General features: G+C 46.4%; 22 protein-coding genes and 2 pseudogenes. 11 read left to right on the top strand and 13 right to left on the bottom strand.

The annotated features are described in order from the left end of the window. Window positions 1–2: 2 nt before the first annotated feature. The 3 genes from CGZ65_RS05675 (at window position 3) to CGZ65_RS05660 (ending at window position 3,038) form a co-directional block, all read left to right on the top strand. The gene (locus CGZ65_RS05675; protein ID WP_096295156.1) at window positions 3–461 is read left to right on the top strand and encodes an immunity protein YezG family protein; all 459 of its coding nucleotides are present in this window, start codon (window positions 3–5) and stop codon (window positions 459–461) included. Between the two features lie 271 nt (window positions 462–732). After that, window positions 733–2,568 (top strand): VENN motif pre-toxin domain-containing protein, encoded by a 1,836-nt coding sequence (locus CGZ65_RS14600; RefSeq protein ID WP_269768631.1) that lies wholly within the window; start codon window positions 733–735, stop codon window positions 2,566–2,568. A 92-nt stretch (window positions 2,569–2,660) separates the two neighbouring features. Next, window positions 2,661–3,038, top strand: coding sequence for an SMI1/KNR4 family protein (locus tag CGZ65_RS05660; protein ID WP_096295155.1), 378 nt, complete (start codon window positions 2,661–2,663; stop codon window positions 3,036–3,038). A gap of 146 nt (window positions 3,039–3,184) precedes the next feature. On the opposite strand, the pseudogene CGZ65_RS15340 reads toward CGZ65_RS05660, so the two are convergent. The 4 genes and pseudogenes from CGZ65_RS15340 to CGZ65_RS05640 all read right to left on the bottom strand — a co-directional run bounded on the left by CGZ65_RS15340 (window position 3,185) and on the right by CGZ65_RS05640 (window position 7,191). Next, window positions 3,185–3,989: pseudogene (locus tag CGZ65_RS15340) on the bottom strand (integrase core domain-containing protein). Window positions 3,990–4,338: 349 nt separating this feature from the next. Next, window positions 4,339–5,344: pseudogene (locus CGZ65_RS05650) on the bottom strand (IS5 family transposase). Between the two features lie 99 nt (window positions 5,345–5,443). Then, window positions 5,444–6,139, bottom strand: coding sequence for a recombinase family protein (locus tag CGZ65_RS05645; protein WP_096295154.1), 696 nt, complete (start codon window positions 6,137–6,139; stop codon window positions 5,444–5,446). A gap of 167 nt (window positions 6,140–6,306) precedes the next feature. Continuing rightward, a complete protein-coding gene (locus CGZ65_RS05640) occupies window positions 6,307–7,191 on the bottom strand; it encodes a SprT-like domain-containing protein (protein ID WP_096295153.1) in 885 nt (294 codons plus the stop codon). A gap of 201 nt (window positions 7,192–7,392) precedes the next feature. Here CGZ65_RS05640 and CGZ65_RS05635 point away from each other — a divergent pair, with 201 nt between their 5' ends. The 5 genes from CGZ65_RS05635 to CGZ65_RS05620 all read left to right on the top strand — a co-directional run bounded on the left by CGZ65_RS05635 (window position 7,393) and on the right by CGZ65_RS05620 (window position 9,134). Beyond that, window positions 7,393–7,671, top strand: a complete 279-nt coding sequence (locus CGZ65_RS05635; protein ID WP_096295152.1) for a type II toxin-antitoxin system Phd/YefM family antitoxin — start codon at window positions 7,393–7,395, stop codon at window positions 7,669–7,671. Further along, on the top strand, window positions 7,646–7,945 hold the full coding sequence (locus CGZ65_RS05630; protein ID WP_096295151.1) for a Txe/YoeB family addiction module toxin: 300 nt from the start codon (window positions 7,646–7,648) through the stop codon (window positions 7,943–7,945). Before CGZ65_RS05635 ends, CGZ65_RS05630 begins: the two co-directional genes overlap by 26 nt. Before the next feature lie 168 nt (window positions 7,946–8,113). After that, entirely contained in the window at window positions 8,114–8,419 is a 306-nt protein-coding gene (locus tag CGZ65_RS13965) for a hypothetical protein (RefSeq protein WP_232507556.1), read from the top strand. Next, window positions 8,420–8,653 (top strand): hypothetical protein, encoded by a 234-nt coding sequence (locus CGZ65_RS13960; protein WP_232507555.1) that lies wholly within the window; start codon window positions 8,420–8,422, stop codon window positions 8,651–8,653. 73 nt (window positions 8,654–8,726) lie between these two features. Next, the gene (locus CGZ65_RS05620; protein WP_096295150.1) at window positions 8,727–9,134 is read left to right on the top strand and encodes a hypothetical protein; all 408 of its coding nucleotides are present in this window, start codon (window positions 8,727–8,729) and stop codon (window positions 9,132–9,134) included. 36 nt (window positions 9,135–9,170) lie between these two features. Here the strand turns inward: CGZ65_RS05620 and CGZ65_RS13220 are convergent, their stop codons facing one another. From CGZ65_RS13220 to CGZ65_RS05590, 8 genes are all read right to left on the bottom strand, one after another. Further along, window positions 9,171–9,338: a hypothetical protein gene (locus CGZ65_RS13220; protein ID WP_198345353.1), complete on the bottom strand. Its 168-nt coding sequence runs from the start codon at window positions 9,336–9,338 to the stop codon at window positions 9,171–9,173. A gap of 19 nt (window positions 9,339–9,357) precedes the next feature. Further along, complete coding sequence (locus CGZ65_RS05615) at window positions 9,358–9,945, bottom strand: transglycosylase SLT domain-containing protein (protein WP_157742717.1); 588 nt, start codon at window positions 9,943–9,945, stop codon at window positions 9,358–9,360. A 53-nt stretch (window positions 9,946–9,998) separates the two neighbouring features. After that, entirely contained in the window at window positions 9,999–11,783 is a 1,785-nt protein-coding gene (locus tag CGZ65_RS13955; RefSeq protein ID WP_232507554.1) for a hypothetical protein, read from the bottom strand. Beyond that, complete coding sequence (locus CGZ65_RS13950) at window positions 11,783–13,099, bottom strand: conjugal transfer protein TraG N-terminal domain-containing protein (protein WP_232507553.1); 1,317 nt, start codon at window positions 13,097–13,099, stop codon at window positions 11,783–11,785. Before CGZ65_RS13950 ends, CGZ65_RS13955 begins: the two co-directional genes overlap by 1 nt. A gap of 11 nt (window positions 13,100–13,110) precedes the next feature. Next, complete coding sequence (locus CGZ65_RS05605) at window positions 13,111–14,583, bottom strand: conjugal transfer protein TraH (RefSeq protein WP_096295148.1); 1,473 nt, start codon at window positions 14,581–14,583, stop codon at window positions 13,111–13,113. 505 nt (window positions 14,584–15,088) lie between these two features. Then, the gene (locus CGZ65_RS05600; RefSeq protein ID WP_096295147.1) at window positions 15,089–16,054 is read right to left on the bottom strand and encodes a hypothetical protein; all 966 of its coding nucleotides are present in this window, start codon (window positions 16,052–16,054) and stop codon (window positions 15,089–15,091) included. Window positions 16,055–16,058: 4 nt separating this feature from the next. Then, window positions 16,059–16,805 carry a hypothetical protein gene (locus CGZ65_RS05595; protein ID WP_096295146.1) on the bottom strand — a complete coding sequence of 249 codons (747 nt, stop codon included), beginning with the start codon at window positions 16,803–16,805 and terminating at the stop codon, window positions 16,059–16,061. A 55-nt stretch (window positions 16,806–16,860) separates the two neighbouring features. Continuing rightward, window positions 16,861–18,012 (bottom strand): AAA family ATPase, encoded by a 1,152-nt coding sequence (locus CGZ65_RS05590; protein ID WP_096295145.1) that lies wholly within the window; start codon window positions 18,010–18,012, stop codon window positions 16,861–16,863. Window positions 18,013–18,144: 132 nt separating this feature from the next. Between CGZ65_RS05590 and CGZ65_RS05585 the strand changes: the two genes are divergently transcribed. From CGZ65_RS05585 to CGZ65_RS05575, 3 genes are read left to right on the top strand one after another with little or no spacing between them, the layout of a single operon-like run. Beyond that, window positions 18,145–18,375: an antitoxin gene (locus tag CGZ65_RS05585; protein ID WP_096295144.1), complete on the top strand. Its 231-nt coding sequence runs from the start codon at window positions 18,145–18,147 to the stop codon at window positions 18,373–18,375. Further along, window positions 18,372–18,776 carry a type II toxin-antitoxin system tRNA(fMet)-specific endonuclease VapC gene (gene vapC, locus CGZ65_RS05580; RefSeq protein ID WP_096295143.1) on the top strand — a complete coding sequence of 135 codons (405 nt, stop codon included), beginning with the start codon at window positions 18,372–18,374 and terminating at the stop codon, window positions 18,774–18,776. The genes CGZ65_RS05585 and vapC overlap by 4 nt, the downstream gene beginning before the upstream one ends. A 9-nt stretch (window positions 18,777–18,785) precedes the next feature. Further along, complete coding sequence (locus CGZ65_RS05575) at window positions 18,786–19,607, top strand: hypothetical protein (RefSeq protein WP_096295142.1); 822 nt, start codon at window positions 18,786–18,788, stop codon at window positions 19,605–19,607. A gap of 148 nt (window positions 19,608–19,755) precedes the next feature. Here CGZ65_RS05575 and CGZ65_RS05570 read toward each other — a convergent pair whose 3' ends face one another. Then, window positions 19,756–20,016, bottom strand: a complete 261-nt coding sequence (locus CGZ65_RS05570; RefSeq protein ID WP_096295141.1) for a hypothetical protein — start codon at window positions 20,014–20,016, stop codon at window positions 19,756–19,758. Between the last annotated feature and the right edge of the window lie 26 nt (window positions 20,017–20,042).

The raw sequence follows: 20,042 nt of genomic DNA, 5'->3' as shown, positions 1-20,042 counted from the left end.
ATATGTTAGAACAAGATCAGATAATCTATCAAAAAATTGGAAAATTGCTATGGTCAATTATGCCAACAGAAACTCAAAAAATAGTTTTTCTCGCGAGAATTTACGATAATGTTACGCAAGCTGGTACACGCTGGTTTGATCAAGACGGTACTGAACATAATTTTTATCAAGGGTGGGACAATCCCATTCAAGAAATTGATGATGAAATAGTCGGCTTGTTAGAAAATTTGCAAAAACTTCCATTATTTCAAACTACCCCTTGGACTCAATGCCAAGTTACTTTACAGGAAAATGGTAAATTTAATATCGAATTTGCTTATATTCCTGAGGAAGATAGCTGGCCTGGTTTATATATGCGTGGAATCAGTAGCTTAACGAAAGAAGAATTAGGGTCACCCTATTATATTCCTGAAGAAATCTGGGAAGAGCGTGTAGCAAGCCGTAGCCTGCATGAAACCTAAAATCCACAGGTAGGGTGTGTGCCCAAAGCACACACGCGTTCTATGGATTTGAATTTAATGCCGTCTGAAAAACACTCCCAAGCTTTCAGACGGCCTTTTTTCTTTACCTCAAATAAGCAACTATGGTGAAAACCCCGACAATGAACCGGGCTACACCGACGGCAGCAGCTTCAGCCCGTCTTTACCGCAATACGAAAAAGGCGGCGACAACAGCATCACCTACGCTACCCTGAGCGAAGGCCGTCTGAACATAGCCGGTAAAGACACCACCGTGCAGGAATTAGGCATCCACAGCGACAGCAGCAGCGCCCACCGCACCGTTGCCGCCCTGCCCGATTTGGCCAAAATTACGGAGAAACAGCAGATTGTGGCGAAGGCCACGGCAGATGTGGCTTCAGCCGTATCGGTTTACCGCCAAAACCAACTGGCCAAAGCCCAAGAAGCCCTCAGCAATGCCGAAACAGAACTGATGGGGGCAACCTTCAGCGGCAATCAAAGCGATATTGATGCCGCACAAGGCCGTCTGAACGAAGCACGGGAGAATGTGAAAGCATGGGAAACCGGCGGCAGGAAAGTCCGCGCCTTAAACGCAGGCACCACGCTGATTACCGGCATACTGGGCGGCCAAAGCGAAATTCAGGCAGCGGTGAACAGCGCGAGCCCCTACACCGCCCAACTGATCGGCCAAACTTTCGGTCAAAACGGCAGCCATCCGAACGAAGCACTACAACTGCTTGCCCATGCTGTCAACAGCGGCGTATTGGCCGTTGTAAACGGCGGCAGCTTTGAAGCCGGTGCCGTCAGCGGCGCGGGCAGCGAACTCGCGGCCAAAGCCATCACACAAACCCTGTTTGGCGAGGAGGCAGCAGCCAATCCGAGCATATTGGGTGAGCAGGAAAAGACACTGGTCAGCGACTTATCGGCGGTATTCGGCACGGTATCGGGCGGTTTGGCCGGTGGTTCGGCTTTGAACGCACAAATCGGTGCTGCGGCGGGGCAGAATGCGGTAGAGAATAATTATCTCCTTCCGAAAGACTGGTCTAAATATCATCAAGAGATTGCCCAATGCCAAGGAAAAGGCGCACGCTGTTATACTAAAGCAGCCAAAGCACTTGAAGAAATCAGCAAACGCCGCAATCGTGAATTGGCACAAGCTTGTTCGGTATATGGTTCAATTGAAGCATGTACGGCCAAACAGAACGAAGCAAAACAATCTGTTGCTTATACCAAACAGCAATTGGCTGCCATTCCTTCAGGGCTTGGCAAACCATCTTCACCAATCTTGCAATATTTGGATAAAGTAGGAGCCGATCACCCTATTTCAGACGGCCTGATTGCAGTAAACCGTCTGAAACAGATGGATGCTCTGGCTGCGAGCCCTGAATTCATCAAAGCCTATCAATCCGATGCCAAGGTACGTAAGGACTTTAAAAACCAAGTGGAAAGCTTGGCCTCAATCGTTCAGCAATCCGGCAGAGCCAAAGAAGGCTTTATGTTTGACAAAGAAGTTCCGTTGACGAACATCAGCAAATTAGGAGGCATACGCACCGGAGAAGTCGGCCTTATTCCGGTGTATCCTGAGTTTGAACTGATGGGCTTGGGGATTGGTAAAGCGACCAAGACCGTTGCCGTCAAGCTTTTGGGAAACAAGAGTTTGAAGGTGGGCGGCAGGGAATTTAGCCAGACTTTGGGGCAGCGGGTTATGTCGACTGTTGATGGGGAGATGGCTGGGGGAAATAAATTGATCAAATCCCCTAATGGTGATTATGTTTTGCCTATAGGCAAACAGACCATTGACCCTACGCGAACATCTTTTTCTCAGGCAACCGTAAGTTATCAGAAGCGAGGAACGGATTACAATTATGATTCGATAGTTACAGAAATGAAAAAACAAAATAAATGGATTGGTGAACCTGTAGATGTAGTAAATATGCCTGATAGGGCTCCAACCAGTTTGGATAATACCCGTATACTTGCTGCTCGCGAAGCAGGGTTAAGGTTGAAGCGAATGTTCATAATTTTAATGACCCTATTCCAATTGAACGTGCCAGAACCATTCAGTACAAGGGAAAATTGCCCAAAACTTGGGAGAAGCTGTTCAATTTAGAATTAAAAACCAAGAAAGTCAAAAAGGAGTTCCAACAGGTTGGAGTCAAAAATTCCCTAATGGCAGTATTTACGATGTAAAGGTAATTAAAAATGGTAAGACAAGATAAATTTACTCCCTATCCGAAAGAAATGTTACCGTCTGGATTTAAATATCCAAAGAGTTATTTAGATCTCTCCCAGTCAACTAATACCATTAATTATGATGAAAAATACTTTTTTCCTTGGTGGTTTGAAGATTATGGTACAGAAGGTGCTGAAATTGCCTACAGATATAGAAAATTTAATTCTTCAATATCAAATAATGCTATTCCATTTGCGAACTACGGTGAATGGGAAGCTTATTTTGACGGGGAGGATATTTCAGGTAATCCCAAAGTTATTGTAGTCAATTTAGAAAATACGGAAAATTATGAAGTTTTTACTGATTTTGATACTTGGTTAAAAGAAGCTGAAAATGATGGTTGGTAGCAAGCAAACCGTAGCCTGCATGAAACCTAAAATCCACAGGTAGGGTATGTGCCCCAGCACGCACGCGTTCTATGGATTTGAAATTAATGCTGTCTGAAAAATTGATAAGATTTTTCAGACGGCATTGTAAGAAATATCCGCGTTGTTTACACAACAGGTTGAGAAAAATAAGCCTGTAAAACCTCAAAAGGCGTATCACCTTTCAAACCCTTATGCGGCTTAACCGTATTATAAAAATTCACAAAACGGCACAACTCCTTTTGCCGGTCTTCCGAATCTTTAAACGCAAACTTATCATGCCACATTTCCATTAAGGTACGGATCACCCGTTCCGCTTTACCGTTCGTCTGCGGTCGGGCAATACGGGCAAACTTTTAACCGATATTGTTTTGCACACAGGCAACCGCAAACGGATGTGACGCATTACCCGGTATTCCATCCCATTATCCGAGTAGGTACACTCAATGGTATACGGACAGCAATCAATCACATCATGCAAAAGGAACTTGGCTGCACCGGCGGCAGTACAGTCAGGCAAAATGCCGCATACAGTTCGCGGGAATAGTCATCAATGGCGACAAACAGGTAATCCCTCGGTTCGGTTGCTTTTTGATTCTGCAATAAGGGCAGCCGTTTGGTGTCGAAATGCACCATTTCGCCGGAGTACGGCTTATTGTAGCGCTTAGCCTGTTTCTTGAGCTTTTCTTCGATGGCTTTTTCAACTTTAGCCAAACGTTTCATGCCATATTTGGCTTGTTTGAAACGGTTGTTGGTGCTGTTTTGCGGTGCGGGAAGTTACAGCCGTGCGGCCTTAAGGATACGGTAAATGGTGACCCTGCTGACTTGGTATTGCCGAGCCAGTGAAGTAACGGTAATTTTATCCTGTGTATAGGCGCGCCAAACGGCTTGGCGTTGGTGCGGAGTAAGGCGGGTGTTTTTGTGGATGTTCATGGCAGAATTGTCTTTCAAATACTGTAAACAACGCTAGCTTTTCTTACAGCCACCCAAGAGCAAACCATCACTCGCAGCGTAGCAAGCCGTAGCCTGTATGAAACCTAAAATCCGCAGATAGGGTGTGTGCCCTAGCACGCACGCGTTCTATGGCCTACAACTCTATGCCGCCTGAAAAATCTTACAAATTTCAGACGGCCTTTTTTTATCTACCTGAGACCTTTGCGAAATACCGGCCACCCCATCCAAACGGTTACCTGAACAATCAGGTAACCGTTTTTTCATTTTCAGACGTGTTTCCCGTCCGTATTTCCCCAATCAGCCCCTTTATCGGGTGCCATTGCCCTTTTCAGGCAGCAGCAGGCACACGAAGCCTGCCGGCTGCCTTTGGCAGGTTCAGGCACACCGCTTTCAAATGGCTTTGCGCCGGCACTTTCCGCAAACCGAAATAACGCGCTCTTTTACAGCCGGATTTCCGGTGCGGCGTACCGAAGGTTTGCCCGGCCGCACAGCGCACTTCCGACAGCTGCGTATTGCGCTGTTTCTCCTGCTCCGTTAAAGGTTTGCCCCGCTGTGCCTTACGCATCATGCCGCCGGACAGCCGTTTGCTTTGCAGATGCTCCCGGTTGGCTTTACTGTCATACCCCTTATCGGCATAGACGGTTGTTCCGGGTGCGGTGCCTTCCGGCAGCGGTCCGAAATGGTTGCACTCACGGGCGTCGGCCGGGGTGGTGTGCTGTTTCCCGATACAGCCTTCCGAACCGGTTCGGGTGTGTTGTTTGCAGCCCGAGGTGAATCTGCCCTCTTTCTTCACCCGGCGCGCATCCTTGTCTTTGCCGGGCAGGGTTTCGGCAGTGATGCCGTTTTCATCGGTTTCGACAGCCTGACGCTGTTTGCCGCCGGCAGTTTGGATGATGGCGGCATCAATCACTGCTGCCGGGGCTTTCTCTGTTTTTAAGCCTTTTATCGGTCAGCCGGCGGTTAACCGGTTCGGGAAGCCGGGCTAAGGTGTCATCCTGTGCCGGCCGGTTGCGGAAACGGCAGGGGGTGCTGCGGCTGGGTAAGGCGGCTTCATCAAAGCCGCAGAAGAAGCAGAAATCCGGACGGGCGGCTGAACAGCGTTCCGATTCCGGATCGGAGAGGTTGTGCCATTGGCCGGGCAATACGGCTTTGAGCACGGGCGGCAGCGGATAGGCGGGGCGGCCGCGGTGGCCGCGGATGTAACGGGTCTTTTGCCGGTTGGGCAGTTGTCCGGCGGGCTGCCAATCGGGCAGCCGGTTAATTTTGAGCAACGGGCAGCTGCCGGTATGTTTACCCGTCATGATTCGGGCTTGTTGCTGGAAGAAGCTGCTCATAAAAAACTCCTCTGAATTCTTTAGGGGGAATTTGGAGGGGTTTTGGTTTTTTTGCAAAGGTCTCTACCTACGTTCTTGCTCAAATAAGCAACTCTATCGCTATGGTGTGCTTTTCTTAAAAATATCAAATTGCCCTTTGCTAGCTGAATGATGGGTGGCACGGTGCGCCCGCCTTACTTTGCTGACGGTTGAGGTGCTGCAATTCAAAGCAGAGGCAATACCGGTAATGCTCACGCCTTGTAAGGTAAGCTGGATAATGTTTTTGTGAAGCTGCTTATCAGCCGGCCACCCTTTCATTCGGCCGTCCTTTCTGGCTCTCTCAATACCCTGCTGTGCCCGCCCTCGCCGCGTTTTCCAATCTTCATGGGCTATGCTGAGCGCCATGCGCAGAAACATTTTCTGCAAAGCATCCATCAACGGCTCAGTGAGGTATTTAGGCAAGGAATCGCTTTGCCCCATCAGGTCATCGATATTGCCGAAAGAAAAAACATCCGGCACATGCAGCTTGGCACCCTTTTCGGTAATCCGATGAATCAGAAGCTCTGCTTCTCTGGGTGGTAAGCGGGTGATGCGGTCGATTTTTTCCGCAATCACCCAATCACCATCTTGAAGGTCGTCAATCAGCCTGTTCAACTCCGGCCGACTGGCATTCACCCCACTTGCCTTCTCTTCATAGACACCGGCTATGTAAAAACCATTTTTCTTAGCTTCCTCGATGATTTCGCGTTGCCGCTCTAAATTTTGCTGCCGGGTACTGACCCGAAGATAAATTCGGGCAATTTTTTGCCTATCCATGTATTTTAAATCCTACAATTAAGCCAGTGGATTTTGAGTCTCTGTTTTTATGTTTTATATGGGTGAAATCATCCCTGTAAATAACCTAGTCAAAATACAGTAGCAAAACAAATTTATATCGTACGATATAAATAAATTATGGACTATTGTTTACTATTTCATGTATTTTAAATAACCTCGGTTTCTACCTCCCTGTCGTAGCCATCCGATAATTTCACAAAAGGTACTTTGCATTTTCCGCACCATAAATCAAGTGATGGTTTCCCCCATGCTTTATCGCCGCATGACTGACAACGGTAAACTGTTTTCCGTTTGGAAGCTGCTTCTTTTTCCTGAGCCTCGCTTAAGACGGCTACATCAATATCGAACTGTTCCGAGAATGGCTGCATGAGAGAAATCTCTGCGCGTTGATCTTCCTCGGTATATGGCTCAATCAATCGCGTATCAACTTGGCTGTCAACAACGGCCGTGATTTCGGCCGCAATTTCTTCAAGAATCTGCTCCAATGCCGCAGTCAAATTTTCCGGCTCATTATGTCGAACCTGTGTGGATTCTGTTTTGGCATGTCGGTCGTAAAACGGCAGTTGATAGCCCATTTTGGAAAAAGCCACACATTGAAGATAGAATGCGCCGTTTTTAATCGGGTAATCACTCATTTTCTGTCCGGTCCGTTTACCGCCGGGCTTTCCTGTACTGCTCGGCATCAGGCCTATGGATTCCATCTTGTCTGCCCATTCCTTATTATGGTAGGTACGATGACTGGGTTTGCCGAACTCATGCTGCCAAAGGTGTACCATCTCATGTACCAGCGTCTGCATCAGCTCCAGCGGCCGATGGGTGATGAAGTATTGAGGGTTCAGTGCAATCTCATGGACGGTGCCCTCACCTTTCCCCTTCTGCCACCTGTCACCGGAGAAGTAGCCCATAACATTGCTGTCCCGTTGCAATGTCAGCAGACATGGTGGCAGTTTGCCGGAGAATAAACGGCTATTGAAGAAATCATAGGCATCCTGAATAAAGTTGTACATCTGAAGGGTGGGTTTGGCACTCATTCTGACTCATCCATTTTATATCGTACGATATAATTTTAATACAGAGAAAAGAAATTGTCCAATATAAACATATATTTATTTCTTTTCAAAGGTGGTGAAATTGTTTAAATTTGCAATTCTGGAAAGAAAATTCCTGTTTTGCTTTTTTAATAGTACAAATTCCTGTACAATAAAAGTCAAATCAGAAAGGAGAGAAGTGCGATGTCGGCCATTGTATTGAGTTATTCAGAAGCCCGAGGCTCATTAAAGCAGGTTATGGATGATGTGTGCCATACCCACAGCCCTGCAATTATTACTCGCAGACAAGGGGAGCATGTTGTTATGATGTCGTTGGATGACTATAACAGCATGGAAGAAACTTTATATCTGCTTAAATCTCCCGCGAATGCGGCTCATCTGCATGAATCGATTGAGGCTATTAAAGCAGGAAAAGCATTTGTACGAGAACTTTCCCATGTCCAAGCAAAAGCAGCAGAATAAAGCAGAAGCCAAGCAAAGGCTACTCTGCTGGACAGAGAAATCTTGGATTGACTTGCAGTACTGGTATAAGCAAAATCGGGACAAGTATGAAACCATTGTTGATCTTTTGGATGAATGCAGGGAAAACCCGTTTAAAGGCAAAGGGAAACCCGAACCTTTAAAGGGAAATTTGACCGGTTATTGGTCACGCCGCATAGATCGGGAACATAGGTTGGTTTATTTGCCGGAGGACGGCCATATTTATGTGGTATCCTGTCGTTACCATTACGAATGAAATTAATTAAGGTGAAAATTATCAACAGTAGAGCTGAATCGTGGAAACAAAGCCCATTTTTGTCAAAGGAGAAAACAAATTGAAAACCTTTAAAAAAATTGCTGTTTGTGCTGTATTGTCTGTATGTGCCTTTTCGAATATCGCACAGGCTAAAGAGAATTTTTAAATTTGGGGGCTGTACCGGCAAAGGCTGATGCCGAGTTGAAGGCTCATATGGACAAACCTTTTGAAGAGTTTCTTAAGGTATGGATGAAGGACAACCGATTGGCTGCATTAAACCGGGTTATGCGTGGCGAGGTGACCAGTTTTTATGCCAAAAACCGTAAATTTTACGCTGGAAGTGAAACGGATTTCAATAATATTGTTTCAGATGCAGTCGGAACTTTTAAAGCCTACTGCGAACATCACCAAGGTACCGTGGAGCTTCTGAAATCCGATATTTTCTGCCTACTTTCCCAACAACCCACGGCGTAGATGTCTTGGAAGTATGAGAACGATTATGCGCATTTTATTTTAGATGGTAGAAATGCAGGGCATGATGCATATTTATCCAAAGTTACAGATGTCGTACCGAGAAATACGATTAAAACCAGTTACGGCAATGCTTTGGTTTTGGAAAAAGGGCAAAATAACTTGATTAAAGTCCAGCTTACGCGAGGTGGGGAGCGCTGGATTTCAACCGACAATATTACCGTGCGTCCACACTAAATTTTGCTGTGCGGATATGGTGGCCTAAAAAACGGACAACTTCCGTTTTTTAGGCTCCAAAGGAGGAACAACCATGAAAAAAATCATCAGATGGACAGTCATATTCGTAGCGATGTTCTGCATAGCCACCCTGCTCTCCATGGTGGCGGGTAATGATGTTTCTTGGGCTGCGTTTACCGACGACACCAACTGGGGTGTTGGTGTGCTGTTCGCACCATTGCTGACGTTGGCATGCTGGGTTTTGTGGCCGTCTCCTACTACTCGCCACAAATTCCTTATGCCTACTTTTACCGGTACACCTGTCTCAAACCAAGAGGCATACACATGGGAGGAACATTCTTTTGTTCACGATCCGGCATTTGCCCACCGCCCCGGAAATATTTGGTTTGATACTGATGATGATTTTTCAATGTTTAGTAAAGATGATTTAGTGAATACGGATGATCCAAGCAATCATTTTTATAAAATGTTTGATGATTGACGAATAAATTAAAGGCAGCTAAAAGCTGCCTTTAATTTATTCGGAGCTTTCCAAAGCCTGTTCAACCGCTGCCAAGCTTTTGTAAAACGCCGTTTTACCCTCCTCGCTTTGCAACTCCGTGCCACCGCTAAAACTCAGGCGGACGGCGCAGTCGCTCAAGTCCGGTGACTCTTCTACTTCGATGATGATATGGGCAATGGCCATAATTCACTCCTTTTTCATGTTAATAAAATCCGTATTTTCTCAATTTGCTGCGTGCCTGATTCAACCAAAATCCAGCAAACTCTCCCGCACTAATACTACCTGCGCGGCTTCGTTGTGCAGTCGGCAGATTCTGTCTGACTGCTTCCAGGGCACTTCTTCTGCCGCTACCGTAAACCGTCAATGTTTTCAAAGCATCAACGGCTCTACTTCCGGAATGTTTCAGCAAAGCAGTTGCTCCACCAGCTCCCTGTTGATGAAGCAAATACAATTCTTCTGCTGATGGCAGACGGCCTACCTGTTTACGGAAATAGGCAATATTGCTCTTGGTCATCTTAATGGTGGCCTGAATGTTTTTAACCGGGTCAAAGACCGTTTGTGCATTCAACCCCATCGCTTTCCAGTTTTCGGGCATGATTTGCCCCAATCCGGCTGCGCCACTGGGATTACGGCTATAAGGATTAAATGTACCACCTGTTTCGATTGCAATTAAAGCCAGCATCACTCGAGGATCAACCCCAGCCGATTGGGCCTGGCGTACAATCATTTCCTGAATATGTCGGTTATTGCTGCCGTATTTAATCGGCCCGTTTCCTCCCATGCGCCCCATGCCGCCCCCGTAAAACATACTGCCGTTACCGGCTCGATTTCCGGCGACAGGGGCTACTGCTTTGGGCGGAAGGTGCGGGATCCGCTGCCCGGGCGCTGCTTCAGCTCGTTGGCCAGATTCGGGTTCCTACCCAAATGAGCTTCGGTTTGATTTGCACCTGAGCCGAGAGGGCCTTTTCCGTCGCGGACATCTTGCATTACCTGTTCGCGCCGCTCTCCACCGGCATTCCACGGCAAGACATGAGAATTCAGCTCCATCATCATGCCGTTGCTGTTTTCGTCAGCTTTTCGTGCCCGATTGGCCAAATCATCGACACGGCCGTCATAGCGCCGGCCGCCTTGAGCTACATCGCCGTCGACACCGCTTCTGGCTTGATTGAAATCCCGCTCATAGTCGTTGCCGCGTTTGCTGATGGCTGCATCAATCGAATCGGCGCTGATACCGCTGCGTGAAGCACGCTCGCGTACCCCCTCAAAGGCGGCATTGGAGCCTGAAGCAACGGTAGAGACGTTTTGCTGATACGCTGCATCAACCGTATTTGATGGGCGGCTGTCCGAAGAGAGGTTGCCCTCCGGTTTCCAGCCGGCCTGTTGTGCGGCCGTGTCCATCTGACTGCTGCGACGGTCTGCGGTGGCCATGGCCGTCTGAAAAGTATTGCCTTCGCCGCTGTTCAGTTGGGACAGGGTCAGATTCGGATTGTTTGCAATCAGGTCGTTGGTATTGTCGTAGGTAACGGTTTTACCGTTGCCGTAAGTGCGCTGAGCCTGCTCACGGTAGCTTTGAGCCTCGTTGAAGCTGTCGGTAGCCGAACGGCTGGCCTGCTGCGCACGCTGCATACTTGCACTCGCGCCTTGCGCCAGTTCGTCTCCGGAGGACAGCGAGTTTTTATAGGCCGCAGAGCTGCTGACTTTGTCGGTGAAGCTGCTGTCGAAGGTAATGCCTTCCTTGTGACCAGCAGAGATTGATTTGCCGATGTCTGCAACGAGAGCGTCAGAATTGCTAGCAGAGCCTTTCCAGTCAATACCCGCATTTCCTTTGATGGCTTGTTGAATTTGTTTTGCAATGTTTCCGGTAATTCCTTGTTGCTGACTCAAGGATGTCAATCCAGCCATTCCTTTTGAAATCATGCTCTGGCTGATTGATTGGGAAGCTGTTGTAGATTCTGACAAACCGTCTGATTTTGACATGCCTACTCCTAAACCAGCCATCAATGCAGATCGAATAGCAGATTCATTTTTAATGCCATGTCTTTGTGTAATATTATGAGCTTGCTCATTAATCCAAGACATTTTCTGAGATTGCGCCGCATCCAAGCCCATACCGTAACCCGAATCTGCACTTTGGCCAAAGCTGTGTTTTCCGGCCCAAGCCAAGGTTTGCGCCTGCCCCAAAGCTAAGCTTTCCTGATAAGCCGCCTGATGTTGTCTGGCAGCTGTTTCCGCGCGGTCAGCCATGCGGCCGTAGTTTTCCGATTCACTGATTTGTGATTGTGATGAGACGGCCAAGCTGCTGTTGCGTGCCTGATAGCGGCTGGTTCCGCTGGCTGCACTCATCCAAGAGGTGCCGGCCGCCGAATGCGCGGTCGTCATCTGCGGATCGGTATATACCGGGTTGAGTGAGTATTTATTGGCGTTGGCATTGTTGTAATTCATATTGCCGGCGGCAAAATTACCCGTACCTGCTTGTGAACCGGCCGATTCCGCACCGGATTTCGCCGCAGTGGCCATACCTGTCAGGCCGCTGACCAACATACGGCCGCCCATCACCAATGCGCCGGAGATAACCGGAACCAACCACATTGCACCCGCCGCCGCTGCTTGGGCATCGGCGGCCGCCATCAGCAGGCCGTCGCCGGAGCCCGGGTAATCATACCGACGGCTGTTTCAGCATTAAACAGGCGGCGGGTGTGAATGGTCAGCACAAAATTGATGATACTGGCCACCGGTGCCCACAGTTGAATCCAAAACAGTGCCATCACATAGAACATAATCAGCTTGAATGCCGCAATCCCGGCCAAAAGTGCCAAAATCACCACAAACGGAAAAATCCCAATCAGTACCGCCTCAGCTACGGAGCGCACCACCGGTAGGTTTTGACTGGCCATAAGTCCGCCGGTTTTTTGGGCGGTAATATACTGGTTGCGTGCCTGGGTAAAGGCAAACACCTCTTGAACCCGGGCTGCATGGTTGTTGCGCTGACCGTTGATTACCGTGCTTTGGCGGATGATTTCCACCATGGCCGACTGCTCAATGTTTTTCAAGGTATCGACACGGGCATTGTTGAGCAGGTATTGGAATGAATTGTTACCGAGCGTGGCCAATGCAGCGGCTTTATTGGGTGCGGTCGATGTACCTAATCCGGCAAATACTTTATCTGCAACGTAATTAGGCAAATAACCTTGTGAGTAGAATTCAGTCCGTGCTTTGAGCAGTTGGTAAGCTTTGTCGCAAGTCATCGAAGTGCTGCCGCCCTCATACTGCAAGCGGCTGTTGGCAAAGTTCCCGCCGGCATTGGCACCACTTTTTAATTTTGACACATTGGTAAACATGGCACGGTTGGTATTACCCAAAGTTGCCAGGATGTCCGTACTGTCACGCAAGTCTTCAACCGTATAAAAATGGTACAGGTTCAAATCGAAAAACGAACACTGGTTCATAAACAATGCCCAGTCCTGCGTTAATGTTGCATCAGGAATGGACACGTCCCGAATCTGTTCAATCAGCCGCGCACCGAACAGGACGCCGGTTTGGCTGTAGTTGAGTTCGTTGGGTATATTGTAGATTTGCTCTGCCCTGCGGGTCAGATGATGACCGAAGGTGCTGACCATATTGGCCGAATAGGCCAAACCGATGGGGACGTTGCCGACGGTATATTGGCGGCCGGTAAAACCGTGACCGGCGGTTTCGGTAATCAGTACAGTGGTTTTGGGTACCATCATACCCATCCACACACCGGCAATCACAAAGAGGTAGACAAAGTTGTCTTTGAGGTCGATTTTATAGACGGCCACAAACAAGGTAACCAAAAAACCGAAAAGTGCAGCGGCTTGGAGTGCACCAGTCATGGTATTGGAAGAGGAAAGTGTGGCTACTGCATTAAATACACCTTGAACCGCCTCACCGTTCCCCGCAAAAGTAAAATATTCGACTGCCATGGCTCCTCCCATTACAAGCGATTCATTTGGTCAAATGCCATACTGCGGCCAGAATCGACAAATTGGCTGCGCCATTGGCTGTCGGACTGTGCCATAGCGGACATCATGCTTTGCTCGATTTCGATTTTGGCAAGCGCATGATTGCGTTCAGCATAAATCTTGCCGCGCAGCTCGGCTAAATTATCCATAATCTTCTTCGCCTCCATACCGCTGACTTCGTCCGTCTTGCTATACAGGCTGACAGCTGTGCGGAGGTGGCGTTCGGCTGAAGAAAGAATACCTGCGGCCACATCGATGGCAATGGTGTCGGTTACGGCGGTCTTTTCCAAATTCTTGGTGCCGAGAAAGGCATCGGCCACGGCCATGCGTAAAATAGGCAGGCTGCTGTTGGCCACCAGTACAGATACTTCTCTCACTTCCTGTTCTGTCCAATTCGCATTGCTGCGAATTTTCGCAGGCATTGCTTTCAATCGCTCCCGTACGATATAGCGCAAGGATTTGATTTGGACATTGTTGTTTTCAGTACAAACTTCCTTCTTACTTTCACTGCCGTCGCGGCAGGTCCACATATCAACGGTCACATATTGCTTGTCGACGGAATTTTCTTTGCCGGAGAGCAGCTCTCCGATGCCTGTAATCCGTGGTGCAAACGATTGAACACCTGCACTAACCGTACCCTCACCGTCTTCTTTAGGCGTTGGGAAAACAGCTGTACCGGCGATACTGTAATAAAAGTCCATAGCATCAAAATTGCCTAAATTCAGGTCTTTGATATCGGACGTATGTTTTTTCATGGCCTCATAGGTGAGATTGCCGCCTGTGAAGCTGATGGTATCTTGAGGCGAATTAGTGCCTGCTGCCTGTTTTGAGACCTTGGCTAAATTCTTACCGTAACGACAGAACCATGAAGCATCTGAAGCATCATCTGCACTGCCTGAGCTGACGGCGGCTGCCTGACAGTTTGAACTGGCGCTCTCTGCAACAGCACCCATCACACCCCCGACAAGGCTCTGTGCCATTTGGCAGGAATTCATGTTATGGGAATTGACAGATTGGGCTAAATCGCGAATGCCGTTGATGGCATCCTGAATCATCGGATCCAACGCCTTTAAAGCCAAGTCAAATGCAACACCGGCAGCATTGTTACCCAAGTTGCGGGTAAACTGAATAAACTCCTCTTTACTGACAAAAGAGAACGAGCCGCCGAAGATGTCGATGCCGCCACAGCCGGCATTAACTGATGGCAGTTGAATATTGCCGAGACTGAGATTCGATACCGGTGTTCTGGCGCTGAAACTACCACCGGTATAGAGACTGCCACTTTGTCCATGGAAAGCACCGGCCTCAGTATAATTTGTGGCTGCCCCCATGGAGTTGAACATATTGGCCATGTCGCTTTCGATGCCGGCATGGGTATGCACCGGAACAGTCAGCGATACACTTAAAACCAGATATTTTGTAGCAGAAAGACAAATAGCCAGCATTTTAGCCGGCAGTTTTGGGATTTGATAAATTGAATCTTCATAACCGTCCCTGAGAAAAGAAACGGTTATAGCAAGATGCTTTGCTATAACCGGGAAAATCAGTTATGCAAAGACTTGAGATTAAGGATATTGATATTTTACGCCAAACAGCCATTGTGTCAACAGCTTAACAGCCAGTCGGTAATATGCCCGGCAGAGTCTTGAGGTATACTCGAAAAACAAACAGAAAGCTTGAACGATTGCTGGGGGGGTAAACTCCAATAAACAAAGACCCTGCATGTGCAGGGTCTTTGTTTATTTAGATATTATGGAATAGTTTTGATGAAATCTGTTTACCCTGCTTTAGAAAGCGTAAATTCAGGTGCAACGATCCCTGGGCCGAAAATCATCACTTCTGTTGAGAAAAAGCGGTGTTTTATCTGCAATAAAACACCGCTTTTTGTCCATTTCCAACTCAATAGTCAACCGGCTGTCCCGGTAACGGATTAACCAGATAATCTGATTTTTATTTGAATATGCGCCTCAGCGTTGCCCATAAACCCATGGGTTTAGGCACTTCCTGAGCAGGCTGAACCGATGCCTGCTCCGAAGCTGTTTTTTGAGCCATTTCGCCGATACGGTACAGGTAATGTTCCTGTTCCAGCGTCAGCTGTTTGACTTTGTCCGAAAGAAGTTCTGTTCCAGCCACCAGAGCTTGGTTTTCCTGTTCCAAGTCCTTAATCCTCTGCAATGCTGTCTCTAAGCTGCCGTACAGTTCTTGCGCAGCTTCATAAGCCTCTGAGACAGGAGAATTGAACAATACGCCGATAATCTGCTTTTTAAAGGCATTGCGGATTTTTTGGCGGTGCAATTCAATCTGCTCCATGGCTTCTTGATCGGTTTTACCGATCAGTGTGTCTTCGTCCAGATACAGGAAATCCCCTTCTCGGGCAGCCACCTGAATAACGGGAATACCCATACGCTCCAAATCTCTGCATTTCGGACTGTTGGCCGCGAGACCGCTGGTATGGAAAAATTCAAAGGCAATCTGACCACCCCATTTACAGGCATAGGACTTCAGGAACGATATGTTTTCTTGACGGAAGGTACAGAAGGTGTCGATAAAATACTGATGGCCATTGGCTTGAATCGGGTACTCGAACGCGCCTGATGTCAGGATAACCGGTACAGGATAATCCCAACGTCTGCCTTTATGGGTCAGTTTCAGTTCGGTAGGCAAACCTTCATCAGCAAGCTCTTTCAAAACGGTTTTGCATAAGGTATGAGTCAGCGATTCGGGTTCTGTGATGCCGTCTGAACAGCGTTCGCCTTTATAGGCGAAGAAGTGATTGCTGCCGCGCCGATTGACATACATCTCTAAGCGGCAACCCGGTGCGTGGCGGCTGTAAATGACGGCCAAGTTCCGTGATTTGGCCGATAAGGGAGTGACGGTTTCAAAACCGTCCTGAGTGGTATAGGCAAGCAGTTTCATTTAATTAATCTTGCTCAGCGTTTATTGCTTTCTGGAATCGGTGTACAAACTGGGCAAAACTTGAGAGCTGTTCGCACATCCTGTCAAAATCAATTTGTTCGATACCTTTCACATAAGAGCACAGCTGTTCGGCGGAAAGCAGTGGGTTTTCTCCATCCGGATTAATTTTCTTGGCGAGCTGTGATTTTAAAGAATTAGGAGAAGCATCATTTGCAGGGCCATTTTCATAAAGATGCCCGTTTTGATAATGATCTGCCAAACAAAGCAGCCATGCTTCAGATTTTGGTTTGGCCAATATTGCCACTCCCCTGTTTGGAAAGCCGGCTGCGGCAAAACCGGTATCTATCGAAATCAATTTTTCTTGGTAGTCTTTTTCATCATTTGAATCAGTATCCCGAAAAAAGACAGGAATAACGCATTCCTCACCTGTATCTTCTTTGATTTTTTCAGCCTTCCAACCCAGGGCTCTAGCCATAAAACCATGAGGCTTCAAATGATGGTTCTTAATGCCTGGAATCAGTATATTCCTGCGATTTTGCCCTTTCTCAGATTTGGCAAACCGACTTAAATCACTTTCGGAAATCAGACAAAACTGCTCGGGATTACTCTCCAGTAAAGAATATTGGTATTTTTCCCGATAGAGTCCGTCCACAAAATAAGTGACAGGCCCTGGTACAAATTCGATGCCGTCTTTGCCCAATATATTTTTCCCTAAGTCAGTTGGCCCCTCTCCTGATAAAACAAAAATCATTTTTTTGGCTCCGAATTTTCCATATCAAGGAGACGACACTTATCAGCCAGATGTTTCAAATCCGTATTTGCATAGACTTCCCCGGGCCGGCAAAGTCCAATATCTCCGGATGGTCGATTACTTCAAAGAATTTTTTCAAGTTCAAACTGCCAGTATCGGTGCGGTAGGTAAAATACACACTTTCAACAGCCTGTTCGTCTGAAAGGTAGTTGAGCAATAAGGGACTGTGCGTGGTAATTAAAGCCTGAATTCCGGAGGAAGACAGAAACTCAACCAACTTACCCATAATTTCCTGATTAATGCCGTTTTCGATCTCATCCAGTAACAATAAAGTTGGTGAGCCGTGTTTTTGTTGCGCCAGAACCGCTAAAATTCTTAATAAACCGTCATTAATATGTACCGAGTCGGAAATGGTTTTTTGATTCTTAAATTGCTCCTCAAATCCCAATATTATCCACCCCCCGACTTTTTTCTTGGTATTGATACGGCTTAGATTCGGATAGAAAATCCGCAGGTTATGAACTAAATCTTCCTGTTGGCTCTTGGTTAATCCGTGTATAAAGCTGGCAAGATTCTCTCCGCTGATGCCGATACGACCTACCGGCGAACGTGAGCTTTTTTTCAGAATGGCAGGTGATAACAGCTCCAATGAGGAAATACCAAGAAGTGCCTCCTGTATCTTCTTCAGGAAACGGTGCTGATCAAACCAAGATTCCGTCATAGATGAAAGCATTGATCCGGTATAGTCCCACAGTATTTCGGTTGGATTGGGTGTGCCTGATACCGAAAAATCTAAGCCGGTTGATGCAAAGATTACCTCCCCATTAACAGTCAGACTCTCATCTCTGCATTTGAGCCGGCGTACATCGAACTCGGCATCCCAAACCAGTTCTCTGACATCTTTCGGGTTTTCCTGAAAACTCCATTCAAGTACCATTTGAATACGAATAAAACTATTCTTGGCTTTGGATTTTAAGTTTTGATTGGTCAGTTGACTGATATTCCAGCCACGTTGCTCCAGCCACTCATCAATGCGGCCCACCATGAGTTGTGAGGTAAAGTCTAAGGCCTGAAGAATTGTGCTTTTCCCGGCACCATTCATGCCCACGATGCAGGTCAGATTATTGAAATCCAAACTGATTTGGTCAATAGATTTGAAGTTACGGATACTGAATTGTTTGAATTTAAGCATAATGGGTGCAGTCATTATTCTTGATGATGTATAGCAGTATAGCGGAAATTGATTAGGGATTGTATAAACAGGGGAATTGTTTGCAAGGAGTTGAACTCTAATTTCGTCCGATGATATACTTCATTGAAATATATCAAAGGAAAAACGATGCAAACAGCTAAAATATTTATCAACGGCCGTTCACAGGCAGTTCGACTGCCTAAAGAGTTTAGATTTGAAGAAAAAGAGGTCTTTATCAAACACTTTGCCGGCGGCGTATTACTGATTCCAAAGGAAAACAGTTGGCAGAACATGGCTCAAGCAGTTGAAGAATTTGAACCCGGTTTCGTATTGGAGCGCGAACCGCAGGTTGAGCAAATCCGGGACGAAATTTTATGAGCTACAAATATCTGTTGGATACCAATATCTGCATTTACATTATTAATCAGAAACCGAAATATGTATTTGAAAAGTTTGAACAATATACTCCGGGTGAGATCGCCATATCCAGCATTACGGCCTGCGAATTGGCATTTGGCGTAGAAAAATCAAATTCTTCCAAAAACAAAGATGCTTTAATGAAGTTCTTAACCCCTTTGGATATTCTGCCTTTTGACGATTCTGTTATCTGGCATTATGCCCGTGTTCGCCAACATTTACAAAGCAAGGGTATGCCTATCGGCAGTCTTGACCTTTTAATTGCAGCTCACGCCTTGTCTTTAGGCATCCCACTGGTCAGCAATAACACCAAGGAATTTGAACGCGTAGACGGTCTGTATTTGGAAAACTGGATTAAATAAGGGGGATTAATGGATATAGCATACTGTGTAGAATTAGGCAAAAAAGTCTACATTGATGATGCTCGGAGAGAATTTGCCAATCAGTCGTTGCATGAAAAATTCCATTTCTTGTGCAGTGATCCTTGTTGCTGCCAAGAAAACGGTAAAAGAACACAAATTCAAGCAACCCACTACACGACCCCATTAAATGAGTCTACCAAACAAACTCCTACTTTCAAGCTTTATCCTCGACAACATCATTCCAACAACTGTGATTGGATAAAGGATGCTTTATACTCCCAACAAGCACGCAAGCCCGGAGAAAGTGTTGAACAATATCAGCAACGTGTTTTCAAACAAAAACTGATACATCGGATTGATATTTTTGAAAGGCCGACGGAAACAGATAACGCTGCCATTATTATTGCTGATGACGCCCCTTCTGATTTTGAAAGCTCATCTCCAAACTCATCTGGATCTTCATCGGCAAAACGAAGTGCTTCTTCTCTTGGATTAATCTCGCGACGCAGTAATCAGCTGGAAAATCTAGTCCGTATGTACATTGAAAACAAGAAAAAGTTGAGTGACGAAGAATTTGAACAAGTTACGTTTGAAATCCCCGGAGAAGGCATACAACGCCTATGTTGGTTCTTTCGAAGATTTTATAAAGTTTGGGATAATACTCGTTTTAATGGAGTATATATTGCCGAAGTTTCTAAATTAGAACGATTTGGTAAGGGATTCAAACTGACTTTTAATAAACGAATTGAAAATAAATATGTTACTTTGTACATGGACTCTCATCAGATGAAAACTTATTGTTACCGTCGAACATTTGAAGATATTCTATGAGCAAGAAGATTATCGATTAAAGGCATACTTTATAAGTCCTACATTTAATGAGCGAGCATATAATTACGAAGTCGTCATCCCTTCTTTAAAATTCTTAAGCTTGGTATTACTGTAATATTTCTGTGATGGGGAAATTTGGTGTTCCCCATCACTCATACTTGGGCAATCCATTCTCAAATTTGACAATCCAAATAAAATCCATCCCTTTGGCATGATTTCCGACTGCCCAAAAATCAATATTTTCATCTTTCTGAAATTGATAATCTGCGTCCATTTCAACTAATTGTGCACTTCGTTTCTGCATCCATACTTGAGTAAAATTATAGGCTTCTGAATATGACTTGCTAATAAAGCAAGGATTCTTAGACTCGGCAATGATGCCCTCTATAACACAGTAATAAGTTTCCATACAGATTCTCCCATTTTCAGCATATT

This window comes from Neisseria weixii, assembly GCF_002327085.1.
GTDB lineage: Bacteria > Pseudomonadota > Gammaproteobacteria > Burkholderiales > Neisseriaceae > Neisseria > Neisseria weixii.
This window is presented reverse-complemented; position numbering and strand designations above follow the sequence as displayed.

Excerpts from the sequence above, each read along its gene's own strand:
- CGZ65_RS05660 (WP_096295155.1), top strand. The coding sequence starts at position 2,661 with ATGGTAAGACAAGATAAATTTACTCCCTATCCGAAAGAAATGTTACCG.
- CGZ65_RS05640 (WP_096295153.1), bottom strand. The coding sequence starts at position 7,191 with ATGAGTGCCAAACCCACCCTTCAGATGTACAACTTTATTCAGGATGCC.
- CGZ65_RS05570 (WP_096295141.1), bottom strand. The coding sequence starts at position 20,016 with ATGGAAACTTATTACTGTGTTATAGAGGGCATCATTGCCGAGTCTAAG.
- CGZ65_RS05595 (WP_096295146.1), bottom strand. The coding sequence starts at position 16,805 with ATGATTTTTGTTTTATCAGGAGAGGGGCCAACTGACTTAGGGAAAAAT.
- CGZ65_RS13960 (WP_232507555.1), top strand. The coding sequence starts at position 8,420 with ATGTCTTGGAAGTATGAGAACGATTATGCGCATTTTATTTTAGATGGT.
- CGZ65_RS05630 (WP_096295151.1), top strand. The coding sequence starts at position 7,646 with ATGTCCAAGCAAAAGCAGCAGAATAAAGCAGAAGCCAAGCAAAGGCTA.
- CGZ65_RS13220 (WP_198345353.1), bottom strand. The coding sequence starts at position 9,338 with ATGGCCATTGCCCATATCATCATCGAAGTAGAAGAGTCACCGGACTTG.
- CGZ65_RS05605 (WP_096295148.1), bottom strand. The coding sequence starts at position 14,583 with ATGCTGGCTATTTGTCTTTCTGCTACAAAATATCTGGTTTTAAGTGTA.
- CGZ65_RS05620 (WP_096295150.1), top strand. The coding sequence starts at position 8,727 with ATGAAAAAAATCATCAGATGGACAGTCATATTCGTAGCGATGTTCTGC.
- CGZ65_RS13950 (WP_232507553.1), bottom strand. The coding sequence starts at position 13,099 with ATGGCAGTCGAATATTTTACTTTTGCGGGGAACGGTGAGGCGGTTCAA.
- CGZ65_RS05635 (WP_096295152.1), top strand. The coding sequence starts at position 7,393 with ATGTCGGCCATTGTATTGAGTTATTCAGAAGCCCGAGGCTCATTAAAG.
- CGZ65_RS05585 (WP_096295144.1), top strand. The coding sequence starts at position 18,145 with ATGCAAACAGCTAAAATATTTATCAACGGCCGTTCACAGGCAGTTCGA.
- CGZ65_RS05615 (WP_157742717.1), bottom strand. The coding sequence starts at position 9,945 with ATGGGGCGCATGGGAGGAAACGGGCCGATTAAATACGGCAGCAATAAC.
- vapC (WP_096295143.1), top strand. The coding sequence starts at position 18,372 with ATGAGCTACAAATATCTGTTGGATACCAATATCTGCATTTACATTATT.
- CGZ65_RS13955 (WP_232507554.1), bottom strand. The coding sequence starts at position 11,783 with ATGGCGGCCGCCGATGCCCAAGCAGCGGCGGCGGGTGCAATGTGGTTG.
- CGZ65_RS05590 (WP_096295145.1), bottom strand. The coding sequence starts at position 18,012 with ATGACTGCACCCATTATGCTTAAATTCAAACAATTCAGTATCCGTAAC.
- CGZ65_RS05600 (WP_096295147.1), bottom strand. The coding sequence starts at position 16,054 with ATGAAACTGCTTGCCTATACCACTCAGGACGGTTTTGAAACCGTCACT.
- CGZ65_RS05645 (WP_096295154.1), bottom strand. The coding sequence starts at position 6,139 with ATGGATAGGCAAAAAATTGCCCGAATTTATCTTCGGGTCAGTACCCGG.
- CGZ65_RS05575 (WP_096295142.1), top strand. The coding sequence starts at position 18,786 with ATGGATATAGCATACTGTGTAGAATTAGGCAAAAAAGTCTACATTGAT.
- CGZ65_RS05675 (WP_096295156.1), top strand. The coding sequence starts at position 3 with ATGTTAGAACAAGATCAGATAATCTATCAAAAAATTGGAAAATTGCTA.